The 23,483-nt window shown below is 49.2% G+C and carries 28 protein-coding genes; 11 read left to right on the top strand and 17 right to left on the bottom strand.

Translation table 11 applies throughout. The features are described 5' to 3' along the window. Positions 1-38: 38 nt before the first annotated feature. Positions 39-632: an SEL1-like repeat protein gene (locus OA238_RS27050; protein ID WP_245581578.1), complete on the top strand. Its 594-nt coding sequence runs from the start codon at positions 39-41 to the stop codon at positions 630-632. Here the strand turns inward: OA238_RS27050 and OA238_RS27055 are convergent. The 6 genes from OA238_RS27055 to OA238_RS27085 form a co-directional block, all read right to left on the bottom strand. Further along, on the bottom strand, positions 584-1,003 hold the full coding sequence (locus tag OA238_RS27055; RefSeq protein WP_044039059.1) for a hypothetical protein: 420 nt from the start codon (positions 1,001-1,003) through the stop codon (positions 584-586). The two genes, OA238_RS27050 and OA238_RS27055, sit on opposite strands and share 49 nt — an antisense overlap. Positions 1,004-1,021: 18 nt before the next feature. After that, positions 1,022-1,279 (bottom strand): hypothetical protein, encoded by a 258-nt coding sequence (locus OA238_RS27060; protein WP_015497625.1) that lies wholly within the window; start codon positions 1,277-1,279, stop codon positions 1,022-1,024. Next, positions 1,279-1,617, bottom strand: a complete 339-nt coding sequence (gene flgM / locus OA238_RS27065; protein WP_015497626.1) for a flagellar biosynthesis anti-sigma factor FlgM — start codon at positions 1,615-1,617, stop codon at positions 1,279-1,281. Before flgM ends, OA238_RS27060 begins: the two co-directional genes overlap by 1 nt. Before the next feature lie 36 nt (positions 1,618-1,653). Next, the gene (gene flgA / locus OA238_RS27070) at positions 1,654-2,442 is read right to left on the bottom strand and encodes a flagellar basal body P-ring formation chaperone FlgA (RefSeq protein ID WP_245581579.1); all 789 of its coding nucleotides are present in this window, start codon (positions 2,440-2,442) and stop codon (positions 1,654-1,656) included. A 277-nt stretch (positions 2,443-2,719) separates the two neighbouring features. After that, entirely contained in the window at positions 2,720-3,865 is a 1,146-nt protein-coding gene (locus OA238_RS27080) for a flagellar assembly protein T N-terminal domain-containing protein (protein ID WP_015497629.1), read from the bottom strand. A gap of 15 nt (positions 3,866-3,880) precedes the next feature. Further along, positions 3,881-4,420: an LPP20 family lipoprotein gene (locus OA238_RS27085; RefSeq protein ID WP_245581580.1), complete on the bottom strand. Its 540-nt coding sequence runs from the start codon at positions 4,418-4,420 to the stop codon at positions 3,881-3,883. 130 nt (positions 4,421-4,550) lie between these two features. On the opposite strand from OA238_RS27085, the gene flhA reads away from it, so the two are divergent. From flhA to OA238_RS27115, 6 genes are all read left to right on the top strand, one after another. Beyond that, positions 4,551-6,659: a flagellar biosynthesis protein FlhA gene (gene flhA / locus OA238_RS27090; RefSeq protein ID WP_015497631.1), complete on the top strand. Its 2,109-nt coding sequence runs from the start codon at positions 4,551-4,553 to the stop codon at positions 6,657-6,659. 52 nt (positions 6,660-6,711) lie between these two features. Further along, complete coding sequence (locus OA238_RS27095; RefSeq protein ID WP_015497632.1) at positions 6,712-8,160, top strand: hypothetical protein; 1,449 nt, start codon at positions 6,712-6,714, stop codon at positions 8,158-8,160. A gap of 66 nt (positions 8,161-8,226) precedes the next feature. Then, positions 8,227-8,598: a flagellar export chaperone FliS gene (locus OA238_RS27100; protein WP_015497633.1), complete on the top strand. Its 372-nt coding sequence runs from the start codon at positions 8,227-8,229 to the stop codon at positions 8,596-8,598. Continuing rightward, positions 8,579-8,905: a hypothetical protein gene (locus tag OA238_RS27105; protein WP_044039063.1), complete on the top strand. Its 327-nt coding sequence runs from the start codon at positions 8,579-8,581 to the stop codon at positions 8,903-8,905. Before OA238_RS27100 ends, OA238_RS27105 begins: the two co-directional genes overlap by 20 nt. Before the next feature lie 27 nt (positions 8,906-8,932). After that, positions 8,933-9,574, top strand: coding sequence for a CBS domain-containing protein (locus OA238_RS29480; protein ID WP_051076668.1), 642 nt, complete (start codon positions 8,933-8,935; stop codon positions 9,572-9,574). 50 nt (positions 9,575-9,624) lie between these two features. Continuing rightward, positions 9,625-10,107 carry a hypothetical protein gene (locus OA238_RS27115; protein WP_245581582.1) on the top strand — a complete coding sequence of 161 codons (483 nt, stop codon included), beginning with the start codon at positions 9,625-9,627 and terminating at the stop codon, positions 10,105-10,107. On the opposite strand, the gene OA238_RS35370 is transcribed toward OA238_RS27115, so the two are convergent. Further along, positions 10,108-10,614, bottom strand: a complete 507-nt coding sequence (locus OA238_RS35370) for an Lcl C-terminal domain-containing protein (RefSeq protein WP_015497636.1) — start codon at positions 10,612-10,614, stop codon at positions 10,108-10,110. It abuts the gene before it with no gap. A 77-nt stretch (positions 10,615-10,691) separates the two neighbouring features. On the opposite strand from OA238_RS35370, the gene OA238_RS27125 reads away from it, so the two are divergent. The 4 genes from OA238_RS27125 to istB all read left to right on the top strand — a co-directional run bounded on the left by OA238_RS27125 (position 10,692) and on the right by istB (position 14,490). Further along, positions 10,692-11,453 (top strand): motility protein A, encoded by a 762-nt coding sequence (locus OA238_RS27125; protein ID WP_015497637.1) that lies wholly within the window; start codon positions 10,692-10,694, stop codon positions 11,451-11,453. Between the two features lie 27 nt (positions 11,454-11,480). Continuing rightward, positions 11,481-12,716, top strand: coding sequence for a flagellar motor protein MotB (locus OA238_RS27130; RefSeq protein WP_015497638.1), 1,236 nt, complete (start codon positions 11,481-11,483; stop codon positions 12,714-12,716). A gap of 113 nt (positions 12,717-12,829) precedes the next feature. Next, positions 12,830-13,675 (top strand): Arm DNA-binding domain-containing protein, encoded by an 846-nt coding sequence (locus OA238_RS27135; RefSeq protein WP_144056088.1) that lies wholly within the window; start codon positions 12,830-12,832, stop codon positions 13,673-13,675. A gap of 2 nt (positions 13,676-13,677) precedes the next feature. Further along, on the top strand, positions 13,678-14,490 hold the full coding sequence (istB, locus tag OA238_RS27140) for an IS21-like element helper ATPase IstB (protein ID WP_015497640.1): 813 nt from the start codon (positions 13,678-13,680) through the stop codon (positions 14,488-14,490). 148 nt (positions 14,491-14,638) lie between these two features. On the opposite strand, the gene rpoN is transcribed toward istB, so the two are convergent. The 10 genes from rpoN to fliM all read right to left on the bottom strand — a co-directional run bounded on the left by rpoN (position 14,639) and on the right by fliM (position 23,473). Then, on the bottom strand, positions 14,639-15,982 hold the full coding sequence (rpoN, locus tag OA238_RS27145) for an RNA polymerase factor sigma-54 (RefSeq protein WP_245581583.1): 1,344 nt from the start codon (positions 15,980-15,982) through the stop codon (positions 14,639-14,641). Positions 15,983-16,276: 294 nt separating this feature from the next. Next, positions 16,277-16,540 (bottom strand): hypothetical protein, encoded by a 264-nt coding sequence (locus OA238_RS33250; RefSeq protein ID WP_015497642.1) that lies wholly within the window; start codon positions 16,538-16,540, stop codon positions 16,277-16,279. Positions 16,541-16,579: 39 nt separating this feature from the next. Continuing rightward, positions 16,580-17,341 (bottom strand): PDZ domain-containing protein, encoded by a 762-nt coding sequence (locus OA238_RS27155; protein WP_015497643.1) that lies wholly within the window; start codon positions 17,339-17,341, stop codon positions 16,580-16,582. Beyond that, entirely contained in the window at positions 17,338-18,066 is a 729-nt protein-coding gene (locus OA238_RS27160; RefSeq protein ID WP_245581584.1) for a hypothetical protein, read from the bottom strand. Before OA238_RS27160 ends, OA238_RS27155 begins: the two co-directional genes overlap by 4 nt. A gap of 525 nt (positions 18,067-18,591) precedes the next feature. Then, the gene (locus OA238_RS27170) at positions 18,592-19,746 is read right to left on the bottom strand and encodes an EscU/YscU/HrcU family type III secretion system export apparatus switch protein (protein WP_015497646.1); all 1,155 of its coding nucleotides are present in this window, start codon (positions 19,744-19,746) and stop codon (positions 18,592-18,594) included. Further along, positions 19,739-20,563, bottom strand: a complete 825-nt coding sequence (gene fliR, locus OA238_RS27175) for a flagellar biosynthetic protein FliR (RefSeq protein WP_015497647.1) — start codon at positions 20,561-20,563, stop codon at positions 19,739-19,741. The genes OA238_RS27170 and fliR overlap by 8 nt, the downstream gene beginning before the upstream one ends. After that, complete coding sequence (fliQ, locus tag OA238_RS27180; RefSeq protein ID WP_015497648.1) at positions 20,563-20,829, bottom strand: flagellar biosynthesis protein FliQ; 267 nt, start codon at positions 20,827-20,829, stop codon at positions 20,563-20,565. Before fliQ ends, fliR begins: the two co-directional genes overlap by 1 nt. Before the next feature lie 2 nt (positions 20,830-20,831). Then, positions 20,832-21,617 (bottom strand): flagellar type III secretion system pore protein FliP, encoded by a 786-nt coding sequence (fliP, locus tag OA238_RS27185; protein WP_083906916.1) that lies wholly within the window; start codon positions 21,615-21,617, stop codon positions 20,832-20,834. Between the two features lie 305 nt (positions 21,618-21,922). Beyond that, positions 21,923-22,225 carry a flagellar motor switch protein FliN gene (gene fliN, locus OA238_RS27190; RefSeq protein WP_015497651.1) on the bottom strand — a complete coding sequence of 101 codons (303 nt, stop codon included), beginning with the start codon at positions 22,223-22,225 and terminating at the stop codon, positions 21,923-21,925. 276 nt (positions 22,226-22,501) lie between these two features. Next, positions 22,502-23,473 carry a flagellar motor switch protein FliM gene (gene fliM / locus OA238_RS27195; RefSeq protein WP_015497652.1) on the bottom strand — a complete coding sequence of 324 codons (972 nt, stop codon included), beginning with the start codon at positions 23,471-23,473 and terminating at the stop codon, positions 22,502-22,504. Positions 23,474-23,483 lie beyond the last annotated feature (10 nt).

Here is a 23,483-nt window from a genome sequence, read left to right on the forward strand (position 1 = left end):
GCTTGGCGGGTGTTCTGGTATTGACACTGGCGCAGCCCTTGCTGGCAAGGGAAGCTGTGCCGGCGTCCAGTGATCCGTTCCGTGCGGCTGTTCAGGCGGTGACGGCAGGAGATTTTTTTCGAGCTAATGAGCTCTTTCTTATGCTCGCCGAGCAAGATGACCATGAGGCGCAGTTCAACCTTGCCGTCTTGCTACGTGCTGGCAAGGGTTTGCCGCAGAACTTTGTGCGGGCGCTAGAATGGGCTTGGTTGGCGCAGCTTGGCGGTGTGACGCGCGCGCCGGAGATTGCGGACAGCTTGATTGACAAGGTTTTGCCAGCAACGCAGGCAGACATCGCATCCCGCATCGACACGCGCCTGCGCGGTCGCCTGTCTCGAGGAGATCGTGAAGCGATCATGCAATTTGTGGTATTCAACCGAACTATCCTTGAACGTCCAGACCTGGAAACAGCCTACATCTGGTCGTTGATTGGTGCCGCTTTGGGTGTGCAACTGGCTATTGAGGCCCGTGATGAGATTTCTACAGAGCTGGAAGCTCGGATCATTCTGTCGGCACAGGATATGGCGCACCAGATGTTCCTGGATCAGAATATGGGGTCGCTCTTTTCCTCTAATCCTCTTGCAGTCCGATAACTGACCACGGCGACACGGGCTTCATCCTCGGTTAGGTGGAATTGTTTGGCTGCCTCGTTTATATCGGTGCCCTCTTGGAGCGCCTTGAGAAATCCATCAATTTCTGAGTTGTCTGTTGTTGTCTTCAATTCTGTGGGCTTTGGTGCCTGAGGGCCCGACTGCACTTCATGTTCGTTTGAAGAGGTGACAGGCTTTAATATAGTAACTTCGTGGCGACGCATGTCAGCTAAAAGGTTTTTGACTGCTGTGATGTTCCGATGGTTCCGGTTGATCCTAACCAAAATCCAGATCGCCAGCAGGATGTTTAGGGCTGTGATCGCCAAAAAAGGTTCGAAACCATTGATAAAAATAAGGATCTGATCAGTTGTCATAATTTACACTAAGTGATGTCAATATTTTGACGATCCATTTTCGGCGCTGTGGGTGATACTGGATGGTGTGCGCAATTCGACACATCTAGATGAAAATATGAATTCTTGCAAGAGTTTGGTGTAAGAACCGGTGGACGCACCAATAGCTTCTTCTGGATCCTTCCGAAGTTTTTCCATTTGTTCCAATACCTTTTTTGACGCTTCAAGGTATGCAGGCGCATCACCTCTTGCTGCAGCAAGTTCTTCCATCGCAGCGTTCAAATCCGGATCAACCATCAGGTCATTTCTTTAAAGGATGCCACCAACCCGTCGGCGATCTTGGATAAATCTACAGGGTAACTGTTTTCGCTGATCGCTGTCTTGATCTGGTCCACCGCTTCGATGTCGATCGGCGGAGGCATATTTTGCATTGAAGCCAAGACTTCGGCCGCGACTGACGTCACTTCAACGGATAGCTTGGACGTCGAGGATATGGGGTTAACCGGTGCCGAAGTTCCAAGTTTCGCCGTATCGGCAGTACTTGTTTGGGACAAACTCACCTTTGGGATAGGGTTAATCTCCGGAATACTTACAGTTGCAACCGTTCCTGTGAGATTTTGTGTTGCGTCTACCATTGTTCATGTTCTCCTTGTATTGGAGGTAACGGCATTTCATTGCAGTGCTTTAGAAATAATTTCGATTTTTTTTTCCTGCACGATCCGACCGATTAGTTCACTGCCACTGCTCACATTTAGAATTCGTATAGTATCACCAATTTGTCCTGCTTCCAATGCTATCCCGGAGGATTTGATTTCGATGCCGCCCCGGACAATCTGGATTGAAACTGTGTCATCGGCGTTTACGGCCCACTCTCGTTCCAAATGGCGGGGCATTACGGGCACTCTTGTCGTCATGGACTGTGACAAAACTCGCCCTATCACGTCTGCGGGCTCTGTATAAATGTTGTTGGCAACCAGAGGATCGATCTGCCGGGTTTCAACGTCGTCGGCTTGAATTCGAGCGCCGCTGCGCAAGGGGCGCCTTAAAAATATAGCCTGGGTGGCATATGATTGCGATGTTTCAGGAAGCAGTGCTACGGCACCTTTGACCTGCGCTCGCACAGTTACTTCCCATTCCACGGGTGAAGGGCACCTCACTATCACGCTACGCCAGCCGCCAAATGCTGGTTCGACTTCCAGAGGTGCATCACAGGCATAAAACTGCTTTTCAGGTAGTACGTTTGGGGCGGCCACTTCGCCTGCCGTGGAGAGGCGATCTATAATGGCCTCCTGCATTTCCAGCCCGGTCACAACACGTGTGGTTGTCTCGGCCTGGGCATTGATCCCCACAAGGATGAGGAAAAGTGTTAGGATCTGTCGCATCACATTAAAATAAATAGATGTCGTCGGCGGTCGTGGGACCATGGCGCGCTGCGGGTAAGGTGAGCGTTTGACCCGCAATCATGCGGTCTGGGCTGCCTCCGTGAAAGGCACTTGGATTATCAGCCACCACCTGACGTACTAGCTGTTGCATATGTGCTGTGCCGTCATACCGAGAACGGAGAACCCCTAGAAGTGTCTCCCCCCGGGCAATAACATGCTGCACGTCTTGGCCTTGCATGCTTTCAGGACTGTTAGTGGTGTAGAGGGATACCCAAGGTTCCTGTGCCAATGTCGGATTTGGTAACAGTTGCATCAGCATCAGCACTGTGAAGAGGTGAGTGAAACGCATATGTATCTAGCCTCCTATTTCAAATCGTACCGGCGCGCCATTCAGGTGTGGTGCTGCGCGGCTCGGGTTCAGCGGGCTGACAATTGCACTGCTGGCGGTTAGTTCAAGAACGCGCAGAACGGTCCAGGGCTGTCCATGATATTCGACAAAGGCGAGGCTTTGCCGTGTAAGGCCGTCTCGGGTGCCCAAATCTACTCGAAATCGACCATTTCCAGATGCCACCAAAACGCTTTTTAGGGGCGCGCAGGCATAGTTGCCCAACCACGTGGCAAGTTCATCGCCGGCCTGCTTGGCAATAATTTGTGTAATGGCTTGAGTGTCCTTGCGGGCCAGCACATTGAAGGCACGCCAAGGAGTGTTGGGCGAAATGGCCACGGTTTGGGATATCGACTTCTGCCTGGCCCGTGTGGGGGCTGCTGGGTCAATGATCTGCGCATTCAAGGTTATGGTCATGGTGTGGGCGTCCAGCGCTGGTGCTGTGGCGTGCCATGACAGGTGTAAGCCGCGTGCGTGGTCGGTACCTGTTTGAATGGGCGTTGTCGACTTTCCGTTAAGCAATGCCTGGTAATCGAAGCCACTTGGAATATTGGACTGGGCGCTTTGTGTTGGTGCGAAGGAGATGTCGCGGCTTGTAATCTGCACAGTATTGACGGCTTCAAGGTTGCGCAGTGTTTGGTCGTGTGCCCTTTCAAGCGCCTCAGGGGCCCAGAGCGGGGCCGTTCGAGTGGCGTGGACTTGTGGGCGATAGACGACCAGATCGACAATAGGGCGCACCGTGCAGCCCAGATCAGGGGCTGCACCAACATATGCCTCGATGGTTACTTCGTAGTGAGAGCCGGAGCGGCCTTTATTCAGGATCGAGTAGTCAAGGATCCTGTAGGTTGGCTGTAGAAGTATGCTGTCACCGGTCAGTACCCCTTGGTTGGTTATGGAAAACCCCGACACATCGGCACCACCTTCTAGGGCGGCAAGGTAGAGAGCATCCTCAAGGGCGTGGCGCTGTGCTAAGCTTGTATTGCCGTCCACATAGGCAGCGCGCCCAACCACCCGCACCATTTCTGCAGTTGCCGGTGCTACTGTCACCAAGAATAGCACAGTGGCCGCCAAAACGATCAGAACGCGGCTCGTATGCTGTTTTGTGAATGGCTTCATAACCTGCATCAATCGTTATCGTACGGCTTCCAGGATGCGCGCGACCATGTCGCGGTCCAGCTCCACAACCACTTCATAGGTGTCGCTGCCTACTGGATTGATGCGCAGAGTTCGAGCGCCGCGGATCGTTCCATCGACAGAGGCACGGGTGGTGTCGTTCTGAAGGACCGCGTCGATTACCGTCGTCTGTGAATTGATGCGCAACCCGTAGATTTGTTCAGTCAGTTCACGCATCGCGTCCAGCCGCGCAACGCGAATAGCCATCAGGCGCTTTTGGTTAATGTTGCGCGCAGGTTGCGCAGAGATCGTGCCATAGCCGGTCCCGATGATAGTGAGTACAGTTTGTTTTTGCACTGCGACATCTGCGGCGTCGAGCGCAACTTTAATTGAGGAAATGTCTTGAACGGCAGCGGTACCGCCGCTGGTAGACATTTGCAAATCGCACGCTCCCAAAGCTAATAAGGCCGATAGTGCTGCCAAAGACTTCATCAATCCTGATATCGTAGTGATGCGCATGTATCTGTACTCCGGACGTTCTCTGATTGAACTGTTCATGCATATGTCGTGCCACTGCTCTCAATTCCGGTAAATATCCGTAGATTTTCTTCCATGGCACAAGACTTGCCTTTCATGACTTGAGAAGTCTTTCCGTAAGGGTATGGGCTGTATTGGGGTATTTGACGATATGAGTGTGTCAGAACCATTAGTCCAGAGGCGTGGGTTTGGACGCGCCATGAGCGGTGCGGCCTTGCCGCTCGGCATATTGATGCTGGTTGCGATGATGGTTCTGCCGCTTCCAGTCCTTCTGTTAGATCTATTTTTTACGGTCAACATCTTGATGTCCCTGTTGATTTTAATGGTGGCCTTGCAAACTCACCGGCCCTTGGACTTTTCGTCTTTTCCAAGCTTGTTGCTGTTGGCAACCGTCCTGCGGCTGGCGTTGAATGTGGCCTCCACCCGGATCGTGCTGAGCGAGGGACATACAGGAACAGGTGCTGCCGGTCAGGTGATTGAAGCCTTTGGAGCTTTTGTCATCGCGGGAAACTTTGTTGTCGGTATTTTTGTATTTGCGATTCTCGTGATCATCAACCTTGTCGTCATCACAAAGGGCGCAGGGCGCGTGTCGGAGGTATCTGCGCGCTTTACCCTCGACGCGATGCCGGGCAAACAAATGGCGATTGACGCAGATTTGAATGCGGGCGTTCTGACAGCAGAGGAAGCGACTAAACGCCGCGAGGATGTCGCGCGGGAGGCAGAGTTCCACGGCGCGATGGACGGTGCTTCCAAGTTTGTGAAGGGGGACGCCGTTGCCGGTATCCTGATCCTTGCGATCAATGTCATCGGTGGCCTCGCCATCGGGATTTTGCAACATGATCTGTCGCTTGCTGAAGCGTCACAGCTCTATGTACTTTTGTCGATTGGGGACGGGCTCGTGGCGCAGATCCCCTCTCTGCTGCTGTCGATTGCCACCGCAATCATCGTGACGCGGGTTTCGTCCAGTCAGGACATGGCCGAGCATATTAAAAGCGAAGTGGCTATGTCCCGTGCGTGGTTTCCGGTCGCGGGCGTTCTTGGTCTTATCGGTCTGGTCCCCGGCATGCCAACTCTGTTGTTCGGGGGCATGGCCTTGGCGGCGGCTGCCGCAGGGTATGCTTTTTACAAGCAGGAAACGAACGGCTCTGCAGAGGAGGTCGAGGACAAATCCAAAGCCGTAGAGGATAGTGACCCGAATAGCCTAAAGGTGACGGATGTTGCGGACCTTTCGGCAGTGACCCTTCTACTAAGTTATCCTCTTCTGTCACTGATAGACAACGACAATGGCGGCCCGCTGGCCAGACGCATTACCGCCGTTCGCAAGGAGGTGTCGCAAGCCTTGGGCTTTGTTTTTCCGGGTGTGCGGGTGCGTGACGATCTTGGCATGGAAGCCAATGACTACCGGATCAAGGTAGGTCAGATAGTTGTCGCTGAGGACAAGATATATCCTGATAAAAAACTTGCGATGCCAAGCGGAACCTCTCGGATTAAGGTAAAGGGGATTGACGTCAAAGAGCCGACTTTTGGGATTGATGCGACATGGATACCGCCTGAGCTAGAGTTCGAGGCAGAAGCGAATGGATATATAATAATAGCACCAGAGACTGTGCTTGCCACGCATCTCAGTCAAATTTTGTATAAACACGCAGCTGACCTAATTGGGCAGGATGACGTACAGGAATTGCTTGATAACCTTTCCGAGGTCGTGCCGCAGTTGGTGCAATCTGTGGTTCCAAAGCTGATGCCTCTACATAACTTGACGGCCGTCTTGCGTCAGATTCTGCGTGAGCGCATCCCGATCAGCGATCTGCGTCGGATTTTGGAGCTACTCTCGGAAATGGCCAGTAAGAATTTGGGGGTATCTGAAACTGCTGAGGCGCTGAGACCCCATCTTATAGGTCTTCTGATCCAGCAAACAACACCGTTGAATGCCCCATTGCCGGTAATTATACTAGACAGCAACTTTGAACATCTGCTTATCAATTCTGCGAAGCAATCGGAGGGTGACCAATTGCTTCTGGATAGCAGTCTGGCCGAACGTATGGTGCAATCACTGGTGCGTATCAACGAGGAGCAGACAGAGGCAAATAAGAAGCCTTTCCTTGTAGTGTCTCCCAAGATCCGCAGCAAGCTTTCCGCCTTTTTGCGTCAACACCTTGCTGATTTCCCCGTTCTGTCGTTCACAGAACTGCCCGATGGCCGTAAGGTGGAGGTTGTTGCTACCGTGTCGGGTGAAGCAGAAGCGCCATCCGACCAATGACCAGATTTCCATTTCAAGCCTTATATCCAACATTCCCTAAGGGCCCAAGTTTATGACTGAATATGTCTTCAGAGCCTCCGATACCGACACTGCCATGGAAAAGGCTATCCGAGAGTTGGGTGACGACGCCATGATACTGTCCGTCAAGCGAGTTGGCGATGTGACAGAGGTACGGGCGGTGAAGGAAGTGGGTGTGGCTAGCCAGCCGGTGTGGGAAAACCCGCAGTCACAATCTTTGCCAACCGAGGCGGTGGACTTGGGTGCGGCGCTGCGCCGCGCCCGAGAGCAGCGCCGCACTTTGCAGCAGCCTGCCCCATTGCAGGCCGCACCCATGTCTGATGCTCGTGCGCAATCGTCCAGCGTTGTCGAGCCCAGAGTTGATATAGAGTTTGGGTCTAGCCACGTGGGCACTGTCGATCCTGTGGATCAGGCTGATCTTGCGATCTCTGATGCAGAGCAAATCATTGATGCCACGCAGTTTGAGAAGATGTTCCGCCAACGTCTTGATCAGGTCCCCGAACCAGAGGGTAGTCCCTTGGCTGGGCAGGGCGCTCAAACCCGATCTGCGGCACCGCAGGTCACCCAAGTTGTTGCCGACATGGTGCAGCCCATGGGCGTGCCGAGCGATCATCAAACGCTGGCACCCTATGGTGACCCTCTTCAGAATGGCGTCATCGGTGGTGCCTATGCCCAGCCCGGATTATCCCTGCCCTCTGCAGGCGGCGCGGCTTTGCCTGATCTGCCGCGCAAGACAATATTCAGCTATGGATTTCCAGAAGATATCGCGCTGGCTTGTGCAGTGGCTCCAGATCTTCATACGCAAGAGGCGCAGCGGGATCATGCATGCAAAATGTTGGCACAGCGGCTTGCCACCGAGGGAGAGATTTCGGTTGTCCATGAGGACTGCACGCTGTTTGTCTTTGGCCCGCCTGGCGGCGGCAAGACAACGATTGCCGCGCAATTGGCCTTTGAACGTTTGCAAAGCACCGCCTCCCGCCCCCGGTTTATTCAGTTGGCGCACGATGGGTACATCAACGACACACGACTTGAACGGTACGCCTCTCTGCTGAACACAGAGTTTCGACACCTATCGCTGAACACCAAGATCTCGATTACCCATGCCGATGTCATAGACTGTGATTTCGCAGAACCGAGCGCAATCGTGGATGCACTTGAGTGGGTAACAGAGCAAAATTCCAATGGTCGTGTGACGCCTGTCATGGTTATTCCGGGCACGTGGTCAGTGTCTGCAATCAAGCAATACAGCCATTTGTTTGAAGGGCTATCACCGGCGACAATCCTGACTCACATGAATATCGGTGGGATTGACGCAGAGGGCTTGGGGGCATTGGCCGAGGCTCATGTCACGCTGGTTGGAGTCAACGAATCTAATAAGATTACTGATGGTCTGATGCTTGTTGACGCCTTGTCAGTGGAGCAATTTCTTAAAGACACTTTCGTCCTCTTAGGTGACGGGTTTGAAGAGAAAGTTGGAAAATAATTTAAACAATGCTGTAAGGCAGTCGTTTCTTAATGAGAATGCATTGTAGTAATTAATGGAGATTTCATGTCAATGTTAAGTCCGGCGGAAGTTTATCAGCGACAGCAAAAGAACCCTGCCTTCGATGTGGATAACAGTCATCATCTGATCAAAGCCACTCTGGAGTATCTGACCCGTAGTTTGGGGGCTCTGTCCCATGGAGCCGAACGCGGATCAGAGCCTTTCAATACTCATACAGCGCGTGTTTTGATGTCAGTTTATGTGCTACAGTCCAGCCTCGATTTTGAACGGGGTGGAGATATATCCACAAATTTGTTCCAACTGTATGAGTATACTCGGCAACAAGCGCTCAAGCTGATGCGCGGAGATGAAACTTCTCGGATTGATCAGGCTTATTATTCAATGACGGAAATCTTGGATGCATGGCAGCAAATTTAGTAATCCTGTAAATTCCAGAACTTTGTCGGACCTGCTGTCCTACTTAGATGTGGTACAGGCATTCTTGGACAAAGCTGTTTTAGATAGAGATTTTGATGCGGCAGATCGTATCAACGCGGAATTTTCTGTATGCCTGTCTGCGCTGCTGGAAGCAGCAATGGTCCCGGATGTCACGGAATTGGCTCGATTTAGGCAGATCAAGGCGCGCCATGCTGAAGCTCAGGATGCTTTGGCGAAAATTCTTCGGGAGACACGCGGCAGGCGTAGTAAGGTTCAGGCAGCTCTTTCTGCGTATTCAAGAGTGTAACAGAATTTTTAACAAAAGGATTTGACCTTGGCATTTACAGCGCTTGACATTGTTGAAAGCAAGCATACCCGTCTTGGCGACGTTATCAATAACGAGCGGATGGTTGGGCAGCTAACACTCTCCGAAACCGACAGTGTTTCCTTTGCGATCAGAGTGTTTTCAAAGGGCACGTCGGGGCTGCTCGCTGTGGTTGATGAGGCGCGCAAGCTGATTGGGCTGTTGTCTGAGCGGGATATAATACGCGCGTTGGCTGAAGATGGGAGGGGGATTGTGGAGTGGCCTGTCTCTCGGGTGATGAAGCGTGAGTTGTCGGTGGCAACGCAGGATACATATTGCACCGACACCCTGTTGCTGATGATCGAGAAACACTTTCGTCACATGCCTGTGGTAGATGACGATGGGACATTCATTGCATGTGTTGATGCGCTGCAAGTAGCATATGCTAAGATTTCCGAAATGACTGATAGTAATAGGAAGTTGATGCGGCTTATGGCTGTGTTCACTGATCAAGTAATCGACATTGCCACATCAGACTCTATCGAGACTATTCGAGCCATGTTTGCTGAAAAAGACTGGGTGAGTGCGGTTGTTAAGGACGATCAAAAAGTAGTAGGCTTTATCACAGCGGATGAGTTATTGAGATTTTCGTGTAGAATTAGAGCTTTGTAAACTTGGATTTTAAGCGGCAATTCCTGAAGAAATTATAAGAAAGATCTCAGATGTTGTACGCCCCTGATTGGGTTTTGAGTGTGGTTTGTGCCAAAATTGCAGTGCGTTACGTATTGGGAGATTTGCCCATTGAAGCATTCGCAAATCGCATGTCCAGAGATCTGACTAAGAAATATCCTGATTGTAAGCCCGAGAAATTATACGGCACGGCAGAGGATATGCTGTTTTTTCTCGCTGAAATCGAAGATGAGGACGCGCTGGATCACTGTTATCAGTTTGTCTACAACTCGGTTATGTTTGATCAGGCTGGGCGCCGGCGTCGCATGAAAGGTCTTTTTTTTGATCCGCTAAGCCCGGTTAAAGCACCAACGAGTAGCAAGGAAATTTTATCAAAATTTCGGGTGTTTACGTTCAGAAGTAGAGCTGGCACATCTCTCTGTGCACCTGAGGACTGGTCTGTGAGAAACATCAATGAGCTAAAAGTTTTGGCAGATATACTGGAGGTCCATGTATCGTTTGAAGACGCGATCTGATCATCGTTCCTGTACCAATCGTACCGCGAAATTTTGATTTCGCCGTGCGCGCCCATAGTTGTGGCCCGTAAAAAAATTAACGACCCAAAAGTTGTTAGGCAATAACCAGTTTTGATCGGCGCTCCAATAGATTCCGGGATGTGTCTCTGAGAAAATATCCTGATTTATCATGGGTGGGTTTGTCTGATCCACGACCAAACGTTGCAGTTCGTCGCGGGTTGGCAGGCGCCAACCATCGCCCATGCTGCTTGTGGTTCTAGCGATTATTGTTTCGGTGACAGCAAAGGGTACCAAGATTGGTGTCCCGTCGCATTTTCCATTTTCCCAGACCTGCCCGATGCTGCATCTCATCCAATTCAATCCCGCCATCACATCAACGACGATTGGCCCTTTGGGCACAAAGACCGTGATTTCCTGCGCTTTGGCTGGTCGCACTCCGTACCCAGTGACGATCAGACTCAAAATTAGTGTCAAGACGAGTTTCATGCCGCTTCCTTTACATAGCATTCTGGTGCCCTTTTTACGTCGATTGGCACTTTCCTTGCATTAATTAAATTTCAACCCTTGTAACAGGAGATGCTGCCATGGATATTGCTTCCCTTATTGGACTAATAGGCACAGCTGCAATGATTGCCGGAGCCATGATCGTGGGCGGTGGTCTGGGGCCGTTTGTAGATATTCCATCGATCTTGATCGTGATCGGCGGCACATTTTTCGCGTGCATGTATACAACGCCTATGGCGACATTTATTTCCAGTTTTAGTGCCATGGGAAAGGCATTTCTTCCACCTGTCAAAAAAATGCACGTCCTGATCGAGCGAATGGTCGAACTGGCGGCTGTCGCGCGCAAGGATGGAATGATGGCGCTGGAAGGTCAGGAAGTGCCAGACAACTTTTTCAAAAAAGGCATGCAGCTTTTGGTTGATGGCGCTGATGAAACCAAGCTGGTGCAGCAATTAAACTCTGAACTCAAATCCATGAGATCTCGGCATGAGGCCAACCAGAATGTGATCAAGGCTTGGATTGACCTAGCGCCTGCAATGGGCATGATCGGAACGCTGATTGGTCTTGTTCTGATGTTGGGTAACATGAGTGACCCGGCGGCAATTGGTCCTGCGATGGCTGTTGCGCTTTTGACGACAATGTATGGTGCGATCGTGGCCAACGTATTATTTAGTCCCATGTTGACCAAGCTAGAGGGCTATACGTCCTATGAGGTCGTTTATCGCGAAATGGTCATCTTGGGTCTTCGAAATATTGCACGCGGCGAATCCCCGCGTAACATTCAGGATCAGATGGCTTCAAAGCTGCCTCCTAAGATGCAAGCTAAATTAGACGCCGCATGACCCCTGCGGACCGGGAAGGCTTAATTGATGGCTGAAGAAGTAGCAGCAGAAGAAGAAGAAGAGGACGAAGAATGTCCTAAGTGCCCCCCTGTGGGGGCACCTGCTTGGATGGCGACATTCGCTGACCTTGCAACCCTACTGATGGCGTTTTTCGTTTTAATTCTGTCCTTCGCGGAAATGAACGTCCCAAAGTTCAAGCAGATCCAGGGGTCATTGAAGGATTCCTTCGGGGTACAGCGCATTGTGCCGGTGGTTGAGCAGCCGAAAGGAACGACAGTTCTGGATATGAATTTCAGCCCCTCACCATCTCCTTCGGTCACAGAAGAATTGACGCAAGAAACCACCGAAATTCGTGAGCCTGAACTGAAAGTTCCGTCCGACAACCGGGATAAGAATGGAGAAGATAAATCACTGGAGGGTGAGACTGATAAAGAGGGCTTGGGTGGTGATGACGCTAATAACATTGCTGAAAACGAAAACATGTCCGATGCCGAAAAGCTCGCCGCAGCGCTAGAGCAGATCGGAAATGCGGTGAATATTGAAGCTGAGATCGTAGATGGTAAAGTTGTAGTTGATATGAATGCAACGGATGCCTCCCCCCAAGAACTGATCGAAAAGTTTCAGCGCGTAGGCCAGGCGCTGGAGATCGCCGGTCTTGCGACCGGCAAAGCGGAGCAAGAAGTGCTCTTTGGAGGTCTGGATGAAACATTGAATGATCTGATTTCCATGGTGTCAGAAATCCAGCGTCAGCAACAGGCGAGCGGCGGGGCCACGGTCGATGAGGCTCTCACAAAGATGGCGCGGGCTACCGAGAAGGCACGCGAAGCAGAAGACCAGCTACGCGCAAACCTTCGGGATGAGATGGAGCAGGGTCTGGTTACTGTAGAACAGCGGGATGGCAAAGTATTTGTAAATCTAGGGACCGGTGGTGCCTTCCCTTCAGGCTCTGCCGTGCTGACCGAGCAGGCACAAACCATCATTGAAGAGTTGGCTAGCGTTGCCAATGATCCTAGCAGTCGTGTGATCGTTGCCGGTCATACGGATAATGTGCCGATCGCCTTTGGTGCATTATATCGTGACAACTGGGACCTGGCCGCTGCGCGTGCCGCAAGCGTGGTGCAGGAAATAGAGGCAATCAGTCCTGTGCTGGGGCGTGAAATGTCGGCAGTCAGTTTCGGTGAAACCAAACCGATCTCAGACAATTTCACTGCAGAAGGGCGCGAACAAAACCGCCGGATCGAACTCGAAATCGAGTTTGAATAGTAGCAAGGGGCGTGTGGCTGTCGTCTTCCTGAATCTTTAAAATAGGTTTTTAAATTAAAATGCTTGATAATTTGAATCGTGGCAGTGTTGCCGCAAACCCGTCTAGATCCAGAGTGAAATTTTCCAAGCGAAAATTGGATCAATCAGGATGGACTGCTGGCGTTTTTCTGAAGGCGAAGGCCAATAGTGAACGCATATGGGTTCAACGTATTATAATAAATGCGAAGCGCCGAGAGATTGAGCTGGGTATCTTCCCTGAAATGACCATGACTCAAGCCCGTAATGAGGTTGAAACCAACAAAGATATCATTGCCGCTGGTGGTGATGTGTTCGGCAAAAAAAGAAAAATGCACCAAGATAGCATACGAGACAGGATCAAGAGCCTGTCCCAGAGGATCGGTGCACGCTGTGCGGATCCCGTCACCTCCAAATCACCCGAACTGGTTCTGCCGCTTGAGCCAGTGGCAAATTCATCCGTGATCTTATCGGATGATCAGCTGCAAGCCGTTGAGGGTATCGAAACCTCCAAATCACCCGAACTGGTTCTGCCGCTTGAGCCAGTGGCAAATTCATCCGTGATCCTATCGGATGATCAACTGCAAGCCGTTGAGGGTATCGAAACCTCCACTGATCCTGACAACACAACGACGTTGGATGAGGTGCGTGCGCTGGGGCCAAATATCGATAATGCGCTGATGCACATTCTGAATGTGTTGCCTGACGATGAGGATGGAACTCATGTTTGGGTGGACATGATGACCTTATCACAGGCCTGTGGTCCTGAAATACTTGACAAAACCTGTGCGCTCGCGTTGGAGCAAGGCGATTGTACGCTTTGGTCCATTGTCGCAATTTTAGATGAAGAGACCAGTAGACCGGAGGCCATCTCAGAAGCCCCTTCGCCTGGGATTGCTCATGGCAATATTCGTGGGCCGCAACATTTCACTGAAAGGAAATAACGATGACTACAAACGCTACCTATGAAGCTCTCCGTTCGCTTAAATTGGATGGTATGGCAGATGTTTTTGCTGAACTCCTGTCTCAGGATATGAAGGGAACGCAGGACCCGAGCCAATGGATCAGTCACATGGTCGCTCGCGAAAAATCCATGAGAGATGCAAAGCGGCTGCAAAGTCGGTTGCGCATGGCTAAATTCCGAGAACCGGACGCAACGATGGATACTGTTGATTTTAACGCCGAGCGCACTTTGGATCGCGCAGCTTTTGAAGCTTTGGGCGATGGAAGTTGGATCAAAAGCCATCGCACAGTTTTGATGACGGGACCCTGTGGTGTCGGAAAATCTTTTCTTGCTTGCGCGTTAGGGCATGAAGCCTGTAAATTGGACAACAGTGTTCTCTACTTCCGTATGCCGCAACTGTTTACGGAACTCGCGACAGCAAAAGCTAATAACATTTACGATCGTCTGTTCAAGCGGATTGCACGTGCTGAAGTGTTGATTTTGGATGATTGGGGCCCAGATCTCATGACGGCCACTCAGCGTCGTGATCTGATGGAGATCGTGGATGCGCGCTATGAGCGGAAGTCTACTGTTATCACAAGCCAGCTGCCTGTCGAACAATGGTATGACATCATTTCTGATCCGACGCTCGCCGATGCCATTCTTGACAGACTTGTGCACCAGGCGTTCCGTTTTGAGATTAGTGGACCCTCAATGCGCAAGGCTACGGTCGAGGCTGAAGCTGAGCCCGCGGCGATCCGCAAGCCTAGCTTTGGGCGGTTGCTCAGTAGACCGGCACACCCTCATAACGGTTGACTCCAGCGGGGTGGGTCGCAAGGCTGAGGACGAGTCAAAGCAATTTATCATTGATGACTTTTTAGGCTTTGTTGACAGCCCTTTTGAGGGTCTCCCAGACCAAATAAACCCAAGATATGAGGTGTATACAGTCTAAAGGACTGCAGCCTTATATAATGCCCTGCAATTGATAGTTACGGCGGCGCTGAAACGATGAAGGGATTTTGTCCAGCTTACGGTACTTGGCAATGGTGCGCCGGGCAATGTTTAAGCCCGCCCTGTTCAGTTCTTGTACAATGGTTTCGTCACTCAGGGGTTTGCCCGGCACTTCTGCACCTACAAGGCTGCGGATCTTTTCGCGCACCACACGTGCAGAAACACCTTCGTCATGGCCTCCTAGTTCGATGGCGGTACTAAAGAAGATTTTGAGTGGATACGTGCCCTGTGGGGTTTGCATCATCAGCGAAGAGGTGACGCGGCTGATTGTACTTTCGTGCACACCGACGGCATCGGCGACGGTCTTCAGCTTGAGCGGGCGCATGTGCTGTATTCCATGCTCTAGAAAAGGTTTTTGGATGCGTACAATTTCAGCAGCGATCTTGATGCTTGTCTCATTGCGTTGTGCAATGGCGCGGCTTAGCCAGCGCGCATTTCCCAACGTATCGCGCACGAATGCCTGATCTTGAGGTGCGTTGACTAACTTCCGAACTTTGTGCCCCGTGACTTCATCCACTTTGATGATTGGAAGGGTGGCCTGGTTCATTTCGACAAACCACTCCCCGTCGAGCGTTTTTCCAGTGATGATATCGGGCTGCCGAACGGGTGGTGCAATGCCATTGAACAAAGCGAGGCCCGGTTTTGGGTCAAGTGACCGCAACCTCTGCAACAAGCGTCGTATGTCATCCGCATGGCAGCCAGTTTTGCGCCGTAGCGCTGTCAGCGCGCCACGCGCAACCAGCGGCAGGTTATCAATAATGATAGTCATCTTAGCGTAATCATAGTCAGAGGTGGAGATCTGAAGCCTCAGGCATTCAGCAAGATTACGGGCGAATAATCCCGAGGGCTCTGCGCTTTGCAACTTTGTCAAAGCTTGCTCAACAAATTTTTCGTCTACACCAAGGCTTTCAGCCAGGGCACATGTGGATAGTGACAGCCAACCCGATGGCTCAACATGGCTTGCGATGGCGTAACCAATCTTACGTTCAAACGGGTTCTTAAGAGTTTCTTCGACTTGCTGAAACAGACGTGCACCGAAGCTTGCCCCAGAGGTGTCCACCAACAAGCTGACGGGGTCGAAGTCAGACTGAGGACTGGTAGATGGCATCGAGGTAATCGAGTTTCGGCTCTCAACACTTCCCCGTGACGGCAGTTCGACTTCTAAGAACGGGTTTTCCTCCGCCATTTTCTCAGCGTAGCTTGACAAATCTATATTTGTAAGAAGAAGCAGTTTGATTGCCTGCTGCAGTTGTGGCGTGAAAACAAGTGACTGTTTTTGCGCAAGTTGCACATTCATCGAGTAAGATATCATTATTTTACATTCGGTTGTTGCAGCTATTATTAAATATCATTTTTTACCCAATGTCAAAATTATGACACCTATATCTTTCAAGGCTGAGAGGTTTCCACTGTGGCCCCTTATTACCCTGAATTTTGATCGGTCAGACTGTTCAACAACGCCGGTGCAATGTGCAGCAGGTCATCGTTTGACCAATCTCGACGGCGACCACCACCACTAGCAGTAGGAAGAACTTTGATCTGACGGAATTGATGAAATCGGATACCATACCAGACGATCGCCACTTGAGCCTTACTCTAGATTATTGCTGTCATCTGAATGATCTGAGTAGTGATCTCCAACAGATTTAAGGATAGCCAAGAGGCCGAAGCCACCAACGAAAAGGATGGCCAATGTCATGGGGCTGAACCCTTTGACAAACTGAAAGGTTTGTGGAGCAAAAACTTGTAATAAACCAACGCCAACCGTAGCCGCCAAGAATATGCGTATTGCCATACAGCGATGGCAGGTCGTTCTGACATGGGTTTTGTTAGATTTAGTCTTTGTGTTGGACATGCTACTTCCAGCATTTTTCGTGCGCATGAAAAGCCAGTATCAAATGATTTCCACCTCAAGTTTGACGCCGACAGCCATCTCTTGGTTTGAAAATTTGAATCTCAGATGCTCATGAAAGTTGTGTGCGACGTTCTGCGCTTCCAATTCATCTCGAGCGGCAAGGACCATCTTTTTGTACAAACCATCCCGCATCATAGAGGTGAGCGAGAGTTGGATTTGCCGGCGGCCAATGTAGACACACATGGCGAGATAAACCACGGTCCCAAAGATGGTGTTTACTGCAAACGCTGTAAGGGTGGCGCAAACTAAAGCTATCAGAGGTTCCCAAAGGCGTCGTGCGATGAGCCAAAACGGAGAGAACGCCATGGCACCGAACGTTTTTCTCATTTCAAGAACATCCGCTGAATTTTCCTGATTAGCGACGATCGTGTAGTTGCTCAGCATTCGAATGTCTTGGATAGAAATGGCTGGAGTGACATTCTGAAAGGGTTCTGCCTCCTCGTCCAACAACACCTTTGAACCACTCTCGATAGGGTTTGAAAGGAATACCGAAAAAATCTTGCCGTCTCGGGACACCGTCACTAGGACTGGCCGCCTGCCAAAATCTAGAGCGTTCTTGATCGTGTCCCGAACGGAGCTGAGCTGTGTCCAGGGCTTGCCGTTAACCGCAACGATCACATCGTCAGCGGCTAGCTGATACTCTACCTGAAGATGGGTGCCCTTCGTATCGGTCAATTTTAACGGACCAGAGGGTAGGTGTTCAACAACACCCACCGCTTGGTTTTCGACGTCAGCTGTCATGGAAACTTTATAACGTCCGGTTGCTGCTTGGGTTGTGGCCTAGGTGCACGCACAGTTGGTGTCGAGGTCTGGATCATGCCGATCCTTTCATTCAACTCTTTGAACCTGTCATTCATGCTTGCCTGTATTTGGGTAAAATCTTGCGGATTATCTGATGTACCAAGCCCGTTCATCACCGCAGACATCTCAGTTATCAGCTTATTATACGCGTCTGCCTGTCCAGACAAAGTGTCCTGCACCGCCGCTGACACATTCAAGGCTAGCTCTCCATTCAGAGTTGCAATTCGGTCGCCGAGTTCTGTTTTAATCGCCTCCGCACGGGTTTGTGCATCTTCAAGAGTGTCTAGCAATCCTACAGTCTCAGAAATAGTTGCGATGTCCGTTATGACCTGCTCTAAACCCGAAAATTTTTCGGACATAGCAGAAACTTCTGCCTGCAGCCCGGCATAATCTTGGCGCAGACTCTCCATGACGGGGCCAAGTGTCTGATCCATGGTTGATACGTTCTCTGTCAGTATCACAAGCAATTCGGTGTTTGTGGCCGCCAACCGTTCCAAACCTGAAGACGACCGCTGCCAGATCAAACCCATTATCGTAACGCTTATGACTGCAACCGCACAACCAACGATCAAACCGGTACGCGACACTTTTTCAAGCTGCTGTGTTTTTTTGGACGTGTCCATGAATTGAGCAGAAATGCGTTCAAATTCTGCAGTGACGTCCATAGATGACTCAGCAGCATCCAACGCGATTTGGATGCTTTCGTCTAGGTCCGGTCTGTCTTCAGTTTTTGGCGAACGTGGAGCCATTATTGTTGTCCTAAAATTTATCCTCGCGGGAGCTGAGTTCTTGGTTCATAGAGTGCACATTCCGTGCCAGTCTCTCGAAAAACAACACTTGCAGGGATCTCCTTGGATTTGAAGCCAAAGCGCATGCACTTCCAGGGTTGATGGGGCTGATACGTTACCCCAAGGAAGCGGCAATTCCCGCAGACCATCCGTGGCTTATGGTCGTGCCCACTCATTTCCGCGTCTGCTTCAGGTGCTGCCAGATGTTATGCAGCTGAAAGCGAAAGCCCGCAGAAATACAGAGTATAGCGCACACGCCAATAAGAAACGACTGCAAAAAAACACCCTCTGAACGAAGAAGATTAGCTTCGCCTAGAAAAAATACGCCTACAATAAAGAAACAGCAGGTACTTATCATTTCCCCTTTACTGCGATGAAATCTTCTTTGATAGGTCAGTTTTTTCATGAAATTGACTTCCCATTTTCGTCAAAAAGCATATCTGCTGGGAGCTCAACGTCGGGTTCATCCACTGCGTCACCCTTGTTCAAACGGTAAATGAAACCAAGAATGGCTGCAACGGCTGTAAAGAGAGGCGTTGGTATTTCCTCTCCAATCTGTCCAGCAAAAAATAACGCCCGAGCCAAAAGCTCGTTTTGGAACACAGTTACGCCAGCGTCTTTCCCAATACTAATTATTTCTTGGGCTTGATAACCACGCCCCATAGCGAGGATTATTGGTGCGCCGGCTGTACCTACTTCATATTTTAATGCTACAGCAAAGTGTGTCGGATTGGTAATGATTGCCGTTGCAGAGGGGACGTTCTCCATAGCCTCACGGCGTTGTTTAGCTCGGCTGCCAGCTGTCATTTGCATGCGTCTTATCTTAGCCTTAACTTCGGGCGACCCATCTGTTTGCTTGCTTTCGTCTTTTACTTCTTGAAGCGTCATTTTTAGTTTTTTGTTATGCTGGTAGAACTGCCAAGAGACGTCCAACATTGCCATCACGGCAAGGATAAGTAAAAATGCTATTATAAGAAGAAGAAATACATCTCCTAATCGGCTAATTCCGCCAACTAAATGTGTTGCGGGCGCAGTCAATAATTTGTCCATCTGTGTGAACATTACAAATACTGCGGCTCCAAGTAAAAATATCACCTTTCCGATGGCCTTCAACATTTCTACCAACGCTTTCATGGAAAACATTCTCTTGAGACCACTGAAAGGATTAATCCGACTTGCTTTTAAGTTAAGAGCTGAGGATGACCAGTTGATGACACCTGACATTGTCATTTGCGTCAAAATCACAATCACAAAAAGAGGGAGGGCAAAAAGAACCGCTTTCCAATACATCAATGCATAACCAGCTTTAAGATTGTTGAAAACATAATCTTGTAAACTGGTCTCTCCAGAAAATTGAAATAGGCTTGACCATTCAAATATAATAGAAAAGATGAACGGGATAATTCCGATATAAAGAAAAAAACCAGTGAGCAATGTTGAAAATACAAATAGCTCTTTGGATGATGGGACTTCACCATCCTCCTTGGACTTTTCGAGTCGTTTCTGCGTCGGCTCTTCTGTTTTTTCTTGACCTCCATCACTCGCTTGATCAGCCATTACGCGCCTCCAATATAGAGTCTTCCAAAAATTGAAGGATAAATGAGATCATATCCTTAATAGCTGCTGCAAGCGGTGTGGTCGAAAGATACAAAGCCACAAAACATGACAGAATTGTAAGTGGAAAGCCGAACGAAAATAGGTTTAACTGGGGTGCTGAACGTGTCACAACTCCAACAGTGACATTTGCTAAAAGCAATATTGATACTACTGGCAGCATCAACATGGATGCAATTGTAAACATATGACCAGCTGCACTCAATCCCGCACTTATTAACGCCTTGAAATCAAAAGATTGGCCCAATGGAATAATGTCGTAGCTCGATCTCAATAAGGAAATTACATGCAGGTGCCCATTTAAAGATAGAAATGCTGCGATGGCAAAGAGGTTGAGAATTTGACTGACTACTGGAGTTTGACCACCAGAGTTTGGGTCCATTTGCGCTGCAAAACCCAACCCTGAAGACGCTGCAATTTTTTCACCAGCCAGAGCAACGGCTGAAAACAAAATAGTCACGCATAATCCAAGAGATATGCCGATAGTAATTTCAATGAGAACAACCTTAATAATTGTTAAAAACGGCAAATCAACAGGATTTGGGGCAGAAATCAGGCCGTAAAAACTGAAAGAGATCAGTACGCTTATTATTATTCTAGCTTGTACTGGTATTGCAGCTGCACCAAAGAAGGGAGCAGCTAAAAAGAACGCCGACAGCCTTAACGTATGTAGAAAGAAAGTTAGCAGGAAGTCAAATAGGCGTTGAAGGTCTATTCCGCTTAACCCCATTATTTCGTCTAGGCTTGGAAGATACGGCATTATTTTAGCATTCGGATTTGTTCAAAGGTTTGTTGAAAGTAATCCGTCATTTCTTTCATCATATATGTCGAAAGTACTGCCATTGCAGCCAGCACAATAACAAGCTTAGGAACAAAGCTGAGCGTCATTTCGTTGATACTGGTTGCCGCCTGCAAAATGCCAATGACGAGCCCTACCGATAGTGCAACTCCCAGAATTGGGCCTGCAGTAATTATTATTTGCCAAAATGCTAATTGTAGGCTTTCTATGTTGTTATCAAATTCCACGTCTAATTCACATACGTTGAGGCAATTGATCCGATCGTCATCGCCCATCCATCCACTAAGACAAACAATAGTAACTTGAAAGGTAGAGATACAAGCATGGGACTCAACATCATCATGCCTAAGGACATCAGGATAGACGCTATAACCAGATCTATAACAAGAAAGGGAAGAAAGAGAAGAAAGCCAATTTGAAAGGCCGTTTTGAGTTCAGATGTTATAAATGCTGGAAGAAGCACTGGGTAAGGAACATCTTTATTAGTGGCATAAGGTTCATCACCGGCCATCTCGGCAAACATGGACAGCTCTGCCTCTCTTGTATTTAAGATCAAGAATTCCCGCAATGTATCGGCCGCACTGCTGATGGCGGACACAGCAGATACTGAACCTTCTAAATAAGGTAAGGCGGCGTTTCTGTATATATCTTCAAATGTTGGAGCCATGACATAAAAGGTCAGAAATAGCGCGATAGAAATCAATACTTGGTTGGGAGGAGTTTGTTGTGTTCCCATTGCCTGTCGAAGAATTGAGAGAACAATAATTATTCGTGTGAATGCTGTTAGCCCTAACAGTATTGATGGCAGTATTGTTATCGCTGTCATTAACGCAAGAATTTGAAGAGATAATGAATAGGTTGTTTCGCCATTCTCACCAGTTGAAATGTTGAGCGCCGGTAAGCCTCCTGCCACCTCTTGAGAAATCGCTACAGAGGTGGAAAATGCAAGTACAAATACTGTCAGGAGAGGTAAAAATAGTTTTTTAGAATGGGCTATGCGTTGAATATTAGACATCCAATTTACTCAATTGGTTTATAGGGAAAAGATTTGGTGTTTTTGCTCCACCGTGAAGTATAGCATAAGTTTGTCCATCGATTTCATAAAGAGATATCTTGGTCGATTTATCAACCTGATATGTTTCACAAAATGTGATGCGCCCTCCATTGGGCCCAATGTGTTTGCGAAAAGTATTAGGATTTGATACTATTATTTGACGGACAGCAACGAGAACTGTCAGAAAGATTATTACAATAAGCAAGCTTGAAGTATCTATGAATGACGTGGACATTGGGATTTTTTCAAACCTTGTATTTTAATAACTATATGCCATTAACTCGCTTTTCGGGGTCAACAATATCTGTGAACCGGATACCATAACGTTCCCCAACCATCACAATTTCACCCTTGGCAATCATCGTGCCATTAACAAGAATATCAAGCGGTTCACCAGCGAGACGGTCGAGTTCTACAACGGAGCCTTCATTCAAGCGTAACAATTCACTTATTGTGATTTCAGCCCGACCAACTTCGATTGACATCACGACTTCGATATTTTCGAGTGCGCGAAGTTTCTCATTGTCTGGCGTTTGGGGCGTGGGTGTTTTTTGATCGTCGTCTGACATGGTCATCCTCGTTTCTTCGAGCTAAATTTAATTGTCACATCCCGGTCGGTAGTCTGGCTGTTTTTTTTAAACAGATCTGGTCTTTCTGTACCAGTCTTTGACGGTCTGCAAGCAAGCTTGGCAGCCTAAGGCTGATTGTGTTAGCTATTGTACCAACCGCTAACGGTATCGTCGTCAAGGTGGATAAATTTGGCATTTTCTCGCCTTAGAATGCCATCAGTCGGGCGCTGACTTTTAACGCAGGCCTCTAATTCAATCCGCCAATATTTGTCTGTCCTAGGACTCAGTGTGTATTTTTTTTGTTATTGTTATAGCGCTTGTGCCCGCGACTTCGCCAATATTGGCGAGAAACATCTTTTCGTTCTTGATCATAACGCTCAGACCCTCGCGGAGTCTGATCGGGTATACATCTCCCTTTCGCATATCGATGAGTTGGCTCAAGGATAGGCGAGGCTTGCAGACTTGTACTTCCAGAATCAACGGCACCTCTAATACAGCGAGTTCAAGGCGCTCACGCCAAGTGAGATCGTCGTCTATTACTTCAGATTGCATACGCGAGCGCAGCTGTGCGGCGATAGGTTTCAGCGTTTGCAACGGATATAAAATATCAATACGCGCAGTTTTCGTTTTTGGCAATTGTACAGTAAAGCCACAGATAATAACGGTTTCTGCCCCGTCAACAAAGGATACAAATTGTAGGTTTTCCTCTCGGGTCTCATCACTAAAGGTGAGTGGCATCAGGTCCTGCCACGAAGTAAGCAAATTTTCGTTTAAGCCCTTTGTGATGATTTCGACAACCCGATTTTCAGTGGCTGTGAAGTCGTTGCGGGGACGATGCTTCAGTCCAAGGTCGCCGCCATAATAGGCATTTGTCAGAGCCGCTATGAAATCTGGCTCGATCACCATCATCTTGCTGCCGCGCAACTCATCGATACGTGAGGTCGTCAGGCTCATCAAGGAAGGGGCGTTTTCGCAATATTCGTCAAATGTTTTGACCTCGGGTGGCATTGCGGTAATGCGTGGTTGAAATCGCAACATCGGTTGAAAGACTGCGCGCGCCAGACGTGCAAATCTATCATTGATGACCCTTAGTGCATAGTAGTCCCCGAGAAGTGACAAATCGTCTGCACCAAATTCGAAATCTCTAATCTGTTTTGATGCTGATACATCAGCTGCAGCCGTCGTATCGGTGTTTACGCTGCTGATTAGCGCATCAACTTCTACTTGAGTGAGTTTTTTAGAAGACATGCTATTTGCC

This window comes from Octadecabacter arcticus 238, assembly GCF_000155735.2.
Classification (GTDB): Bacteria; Pseudomonadota; Alphaproteobacteria; order Rhodobacterales; family Rhodobacteraceae; genus Octadecabacter; species Octadecabacter arcticus.

Coding starts and splice junctions, on each gene's coding strand:
- OA238_RS27055 (WP_044039059.1), bottom strand. CDS start 1,003: ATGACAACTGATCAGATCCTTATTTTTATCAATGGTTTCGAACCTTTT.
- OA238_RS27060 (WP_015497625.1), bottom strand. CDS start 1,279: ATGGTTGATCCGGATTTGAACGCTGCGATGGAAGAACTTGCTGCAGCA.
- flgM (WP_015497626.1), bottom strand. CDS start 1,617: ATGGTAGACGCAACACAAAATCTCACAGGAACGGTTGCAACTGTAAGT.
- OA238_RS27080 (WP_015497629.1), bottom strand. CDS start 3,865: ATGAAGCCATTCACAAAACAGCATACGAGCCGCGTTCTGATCGTTTTG.
- OA238_RS27085 (WP_245581580.1), bottom strand. CDS start 4,420: ATGAACAGTTCAATCAGAGAACGTCCGGAGTACAGATACATGCGCATC.
- flhA (WP_015497631.1), top strand. CDS start 4,551: ATGAGTGTGTCAGAACCATTAGTCCAGAGGCGTGGGTTTGGACGCGCC.
- OA238_RS27095 (WP_015497632.1), top strand. CDS start 6,712: ATGACTGAATATGTCTTCAGAGCCTCCGATACCGACACTGCCATGGAA.
- OA238_RS27100 (WP_015497633.1), top strand. CDS start 8,227: ATGTCAATGTTAAGTCCGGCGGAAGTTTATCAGCGACAGCAAAAGAAC.
- OA238_RS27105 (WP_044039063.1), top strand. CDS start 8,579: ATGCATGGCAGCAAATTTAGTAATCCTGTAAATTCCAGAACTTTGTCG.
- OA238_RS27115 (WP_245581582.1), top strand. CDS start 9,625: ATGTTGTACGCCCCTGATTGGGTTTTGAGTGTGGTTTGTGCCAAAATT.
- OA238_RS35370 (WP_015497636.1), bottom strand. CDS start 10,614: ATGCTATGTAAAGGAAGCGGCATGAAACTCGTCTTGACACTAATTTTG.
- OA238_RS27125 (WP_015497637.1), top strand. CDS start 10,692: ATGGATATTGCTTCCCTTATTGGACTAATAGGCACAGCTGCAATGATT.
- OA238_RS27130 (WP_015497638.1), top strand. CDS start 11,481: ATGGCTGAAGAAGTAGCAGCAGAAGAAGAAGAAGAGGACGAAGAATGT.
- istB (WP_015497640.1), top strand. CDS start 13,678: ATGACTACAAACGCTACCTATGAAGCTCTCCGTTCGCTTAAATTGGAT.
- rpoN (WP_245581583.1), bottom strand. CDS start 15,982: ATGAATGTGCAACTTGCGCAAAAACAGTCACTTGTTTTCACGCCACAA.
- OA238_RS33250 (WP_015497642.1), bottom strand. CDS start 16,540: ATGTCCAACACAAAGACTAAATCTAACAAAACCCATGTCAGAACGACC.
- OA238_RS27155 (WP_015497643.1), bottom strand. CDS start 17,341: ATGACAGCTGACGTCGAAAACCAAGCGGTGGGTGTTGTTGAACACCTA.
- OA238_RS27160 (WP_245581584.1), bottom strand. CDS start 18,066: ATGGACGTCACTGCAGAATTTGAACGCATTTCTGCTCAATTCATGGAC.
- OA238_RS27170 (WP_015497646.1), bottom strand. CDS start 19,746: ATGGCTGATCAAGCGAGTGATGGAGGTCAAGAAAAAACAGAAGAGCCG.
- fliR (WP_015497647.1), bottom strand. CDS start 20,563: ATGCCGTATCTTCCAAGCCTAGACGAAATAATGGGGTTAAGCGGAATA.
- fliP (WP_083906916.1), bottom strand. CDS start 21,617: ATGTCTAATATTCAACGCATAGCCCATTCTAAAAAACTATTTTTACCT.
- fliN (WP_015497651.1), bottom strand. CDS start 22,225: ATGTCAGACGACGATCAAAAAACACCCACGCCCCAAACGCCAGACAAT.
- fliM (WP_015497652.1), bottom strand. CDS start 23,473: ATGTCTTCTAAAAAACTCACTCAAGTAGAAGTTGATGCGCTAATCAGC.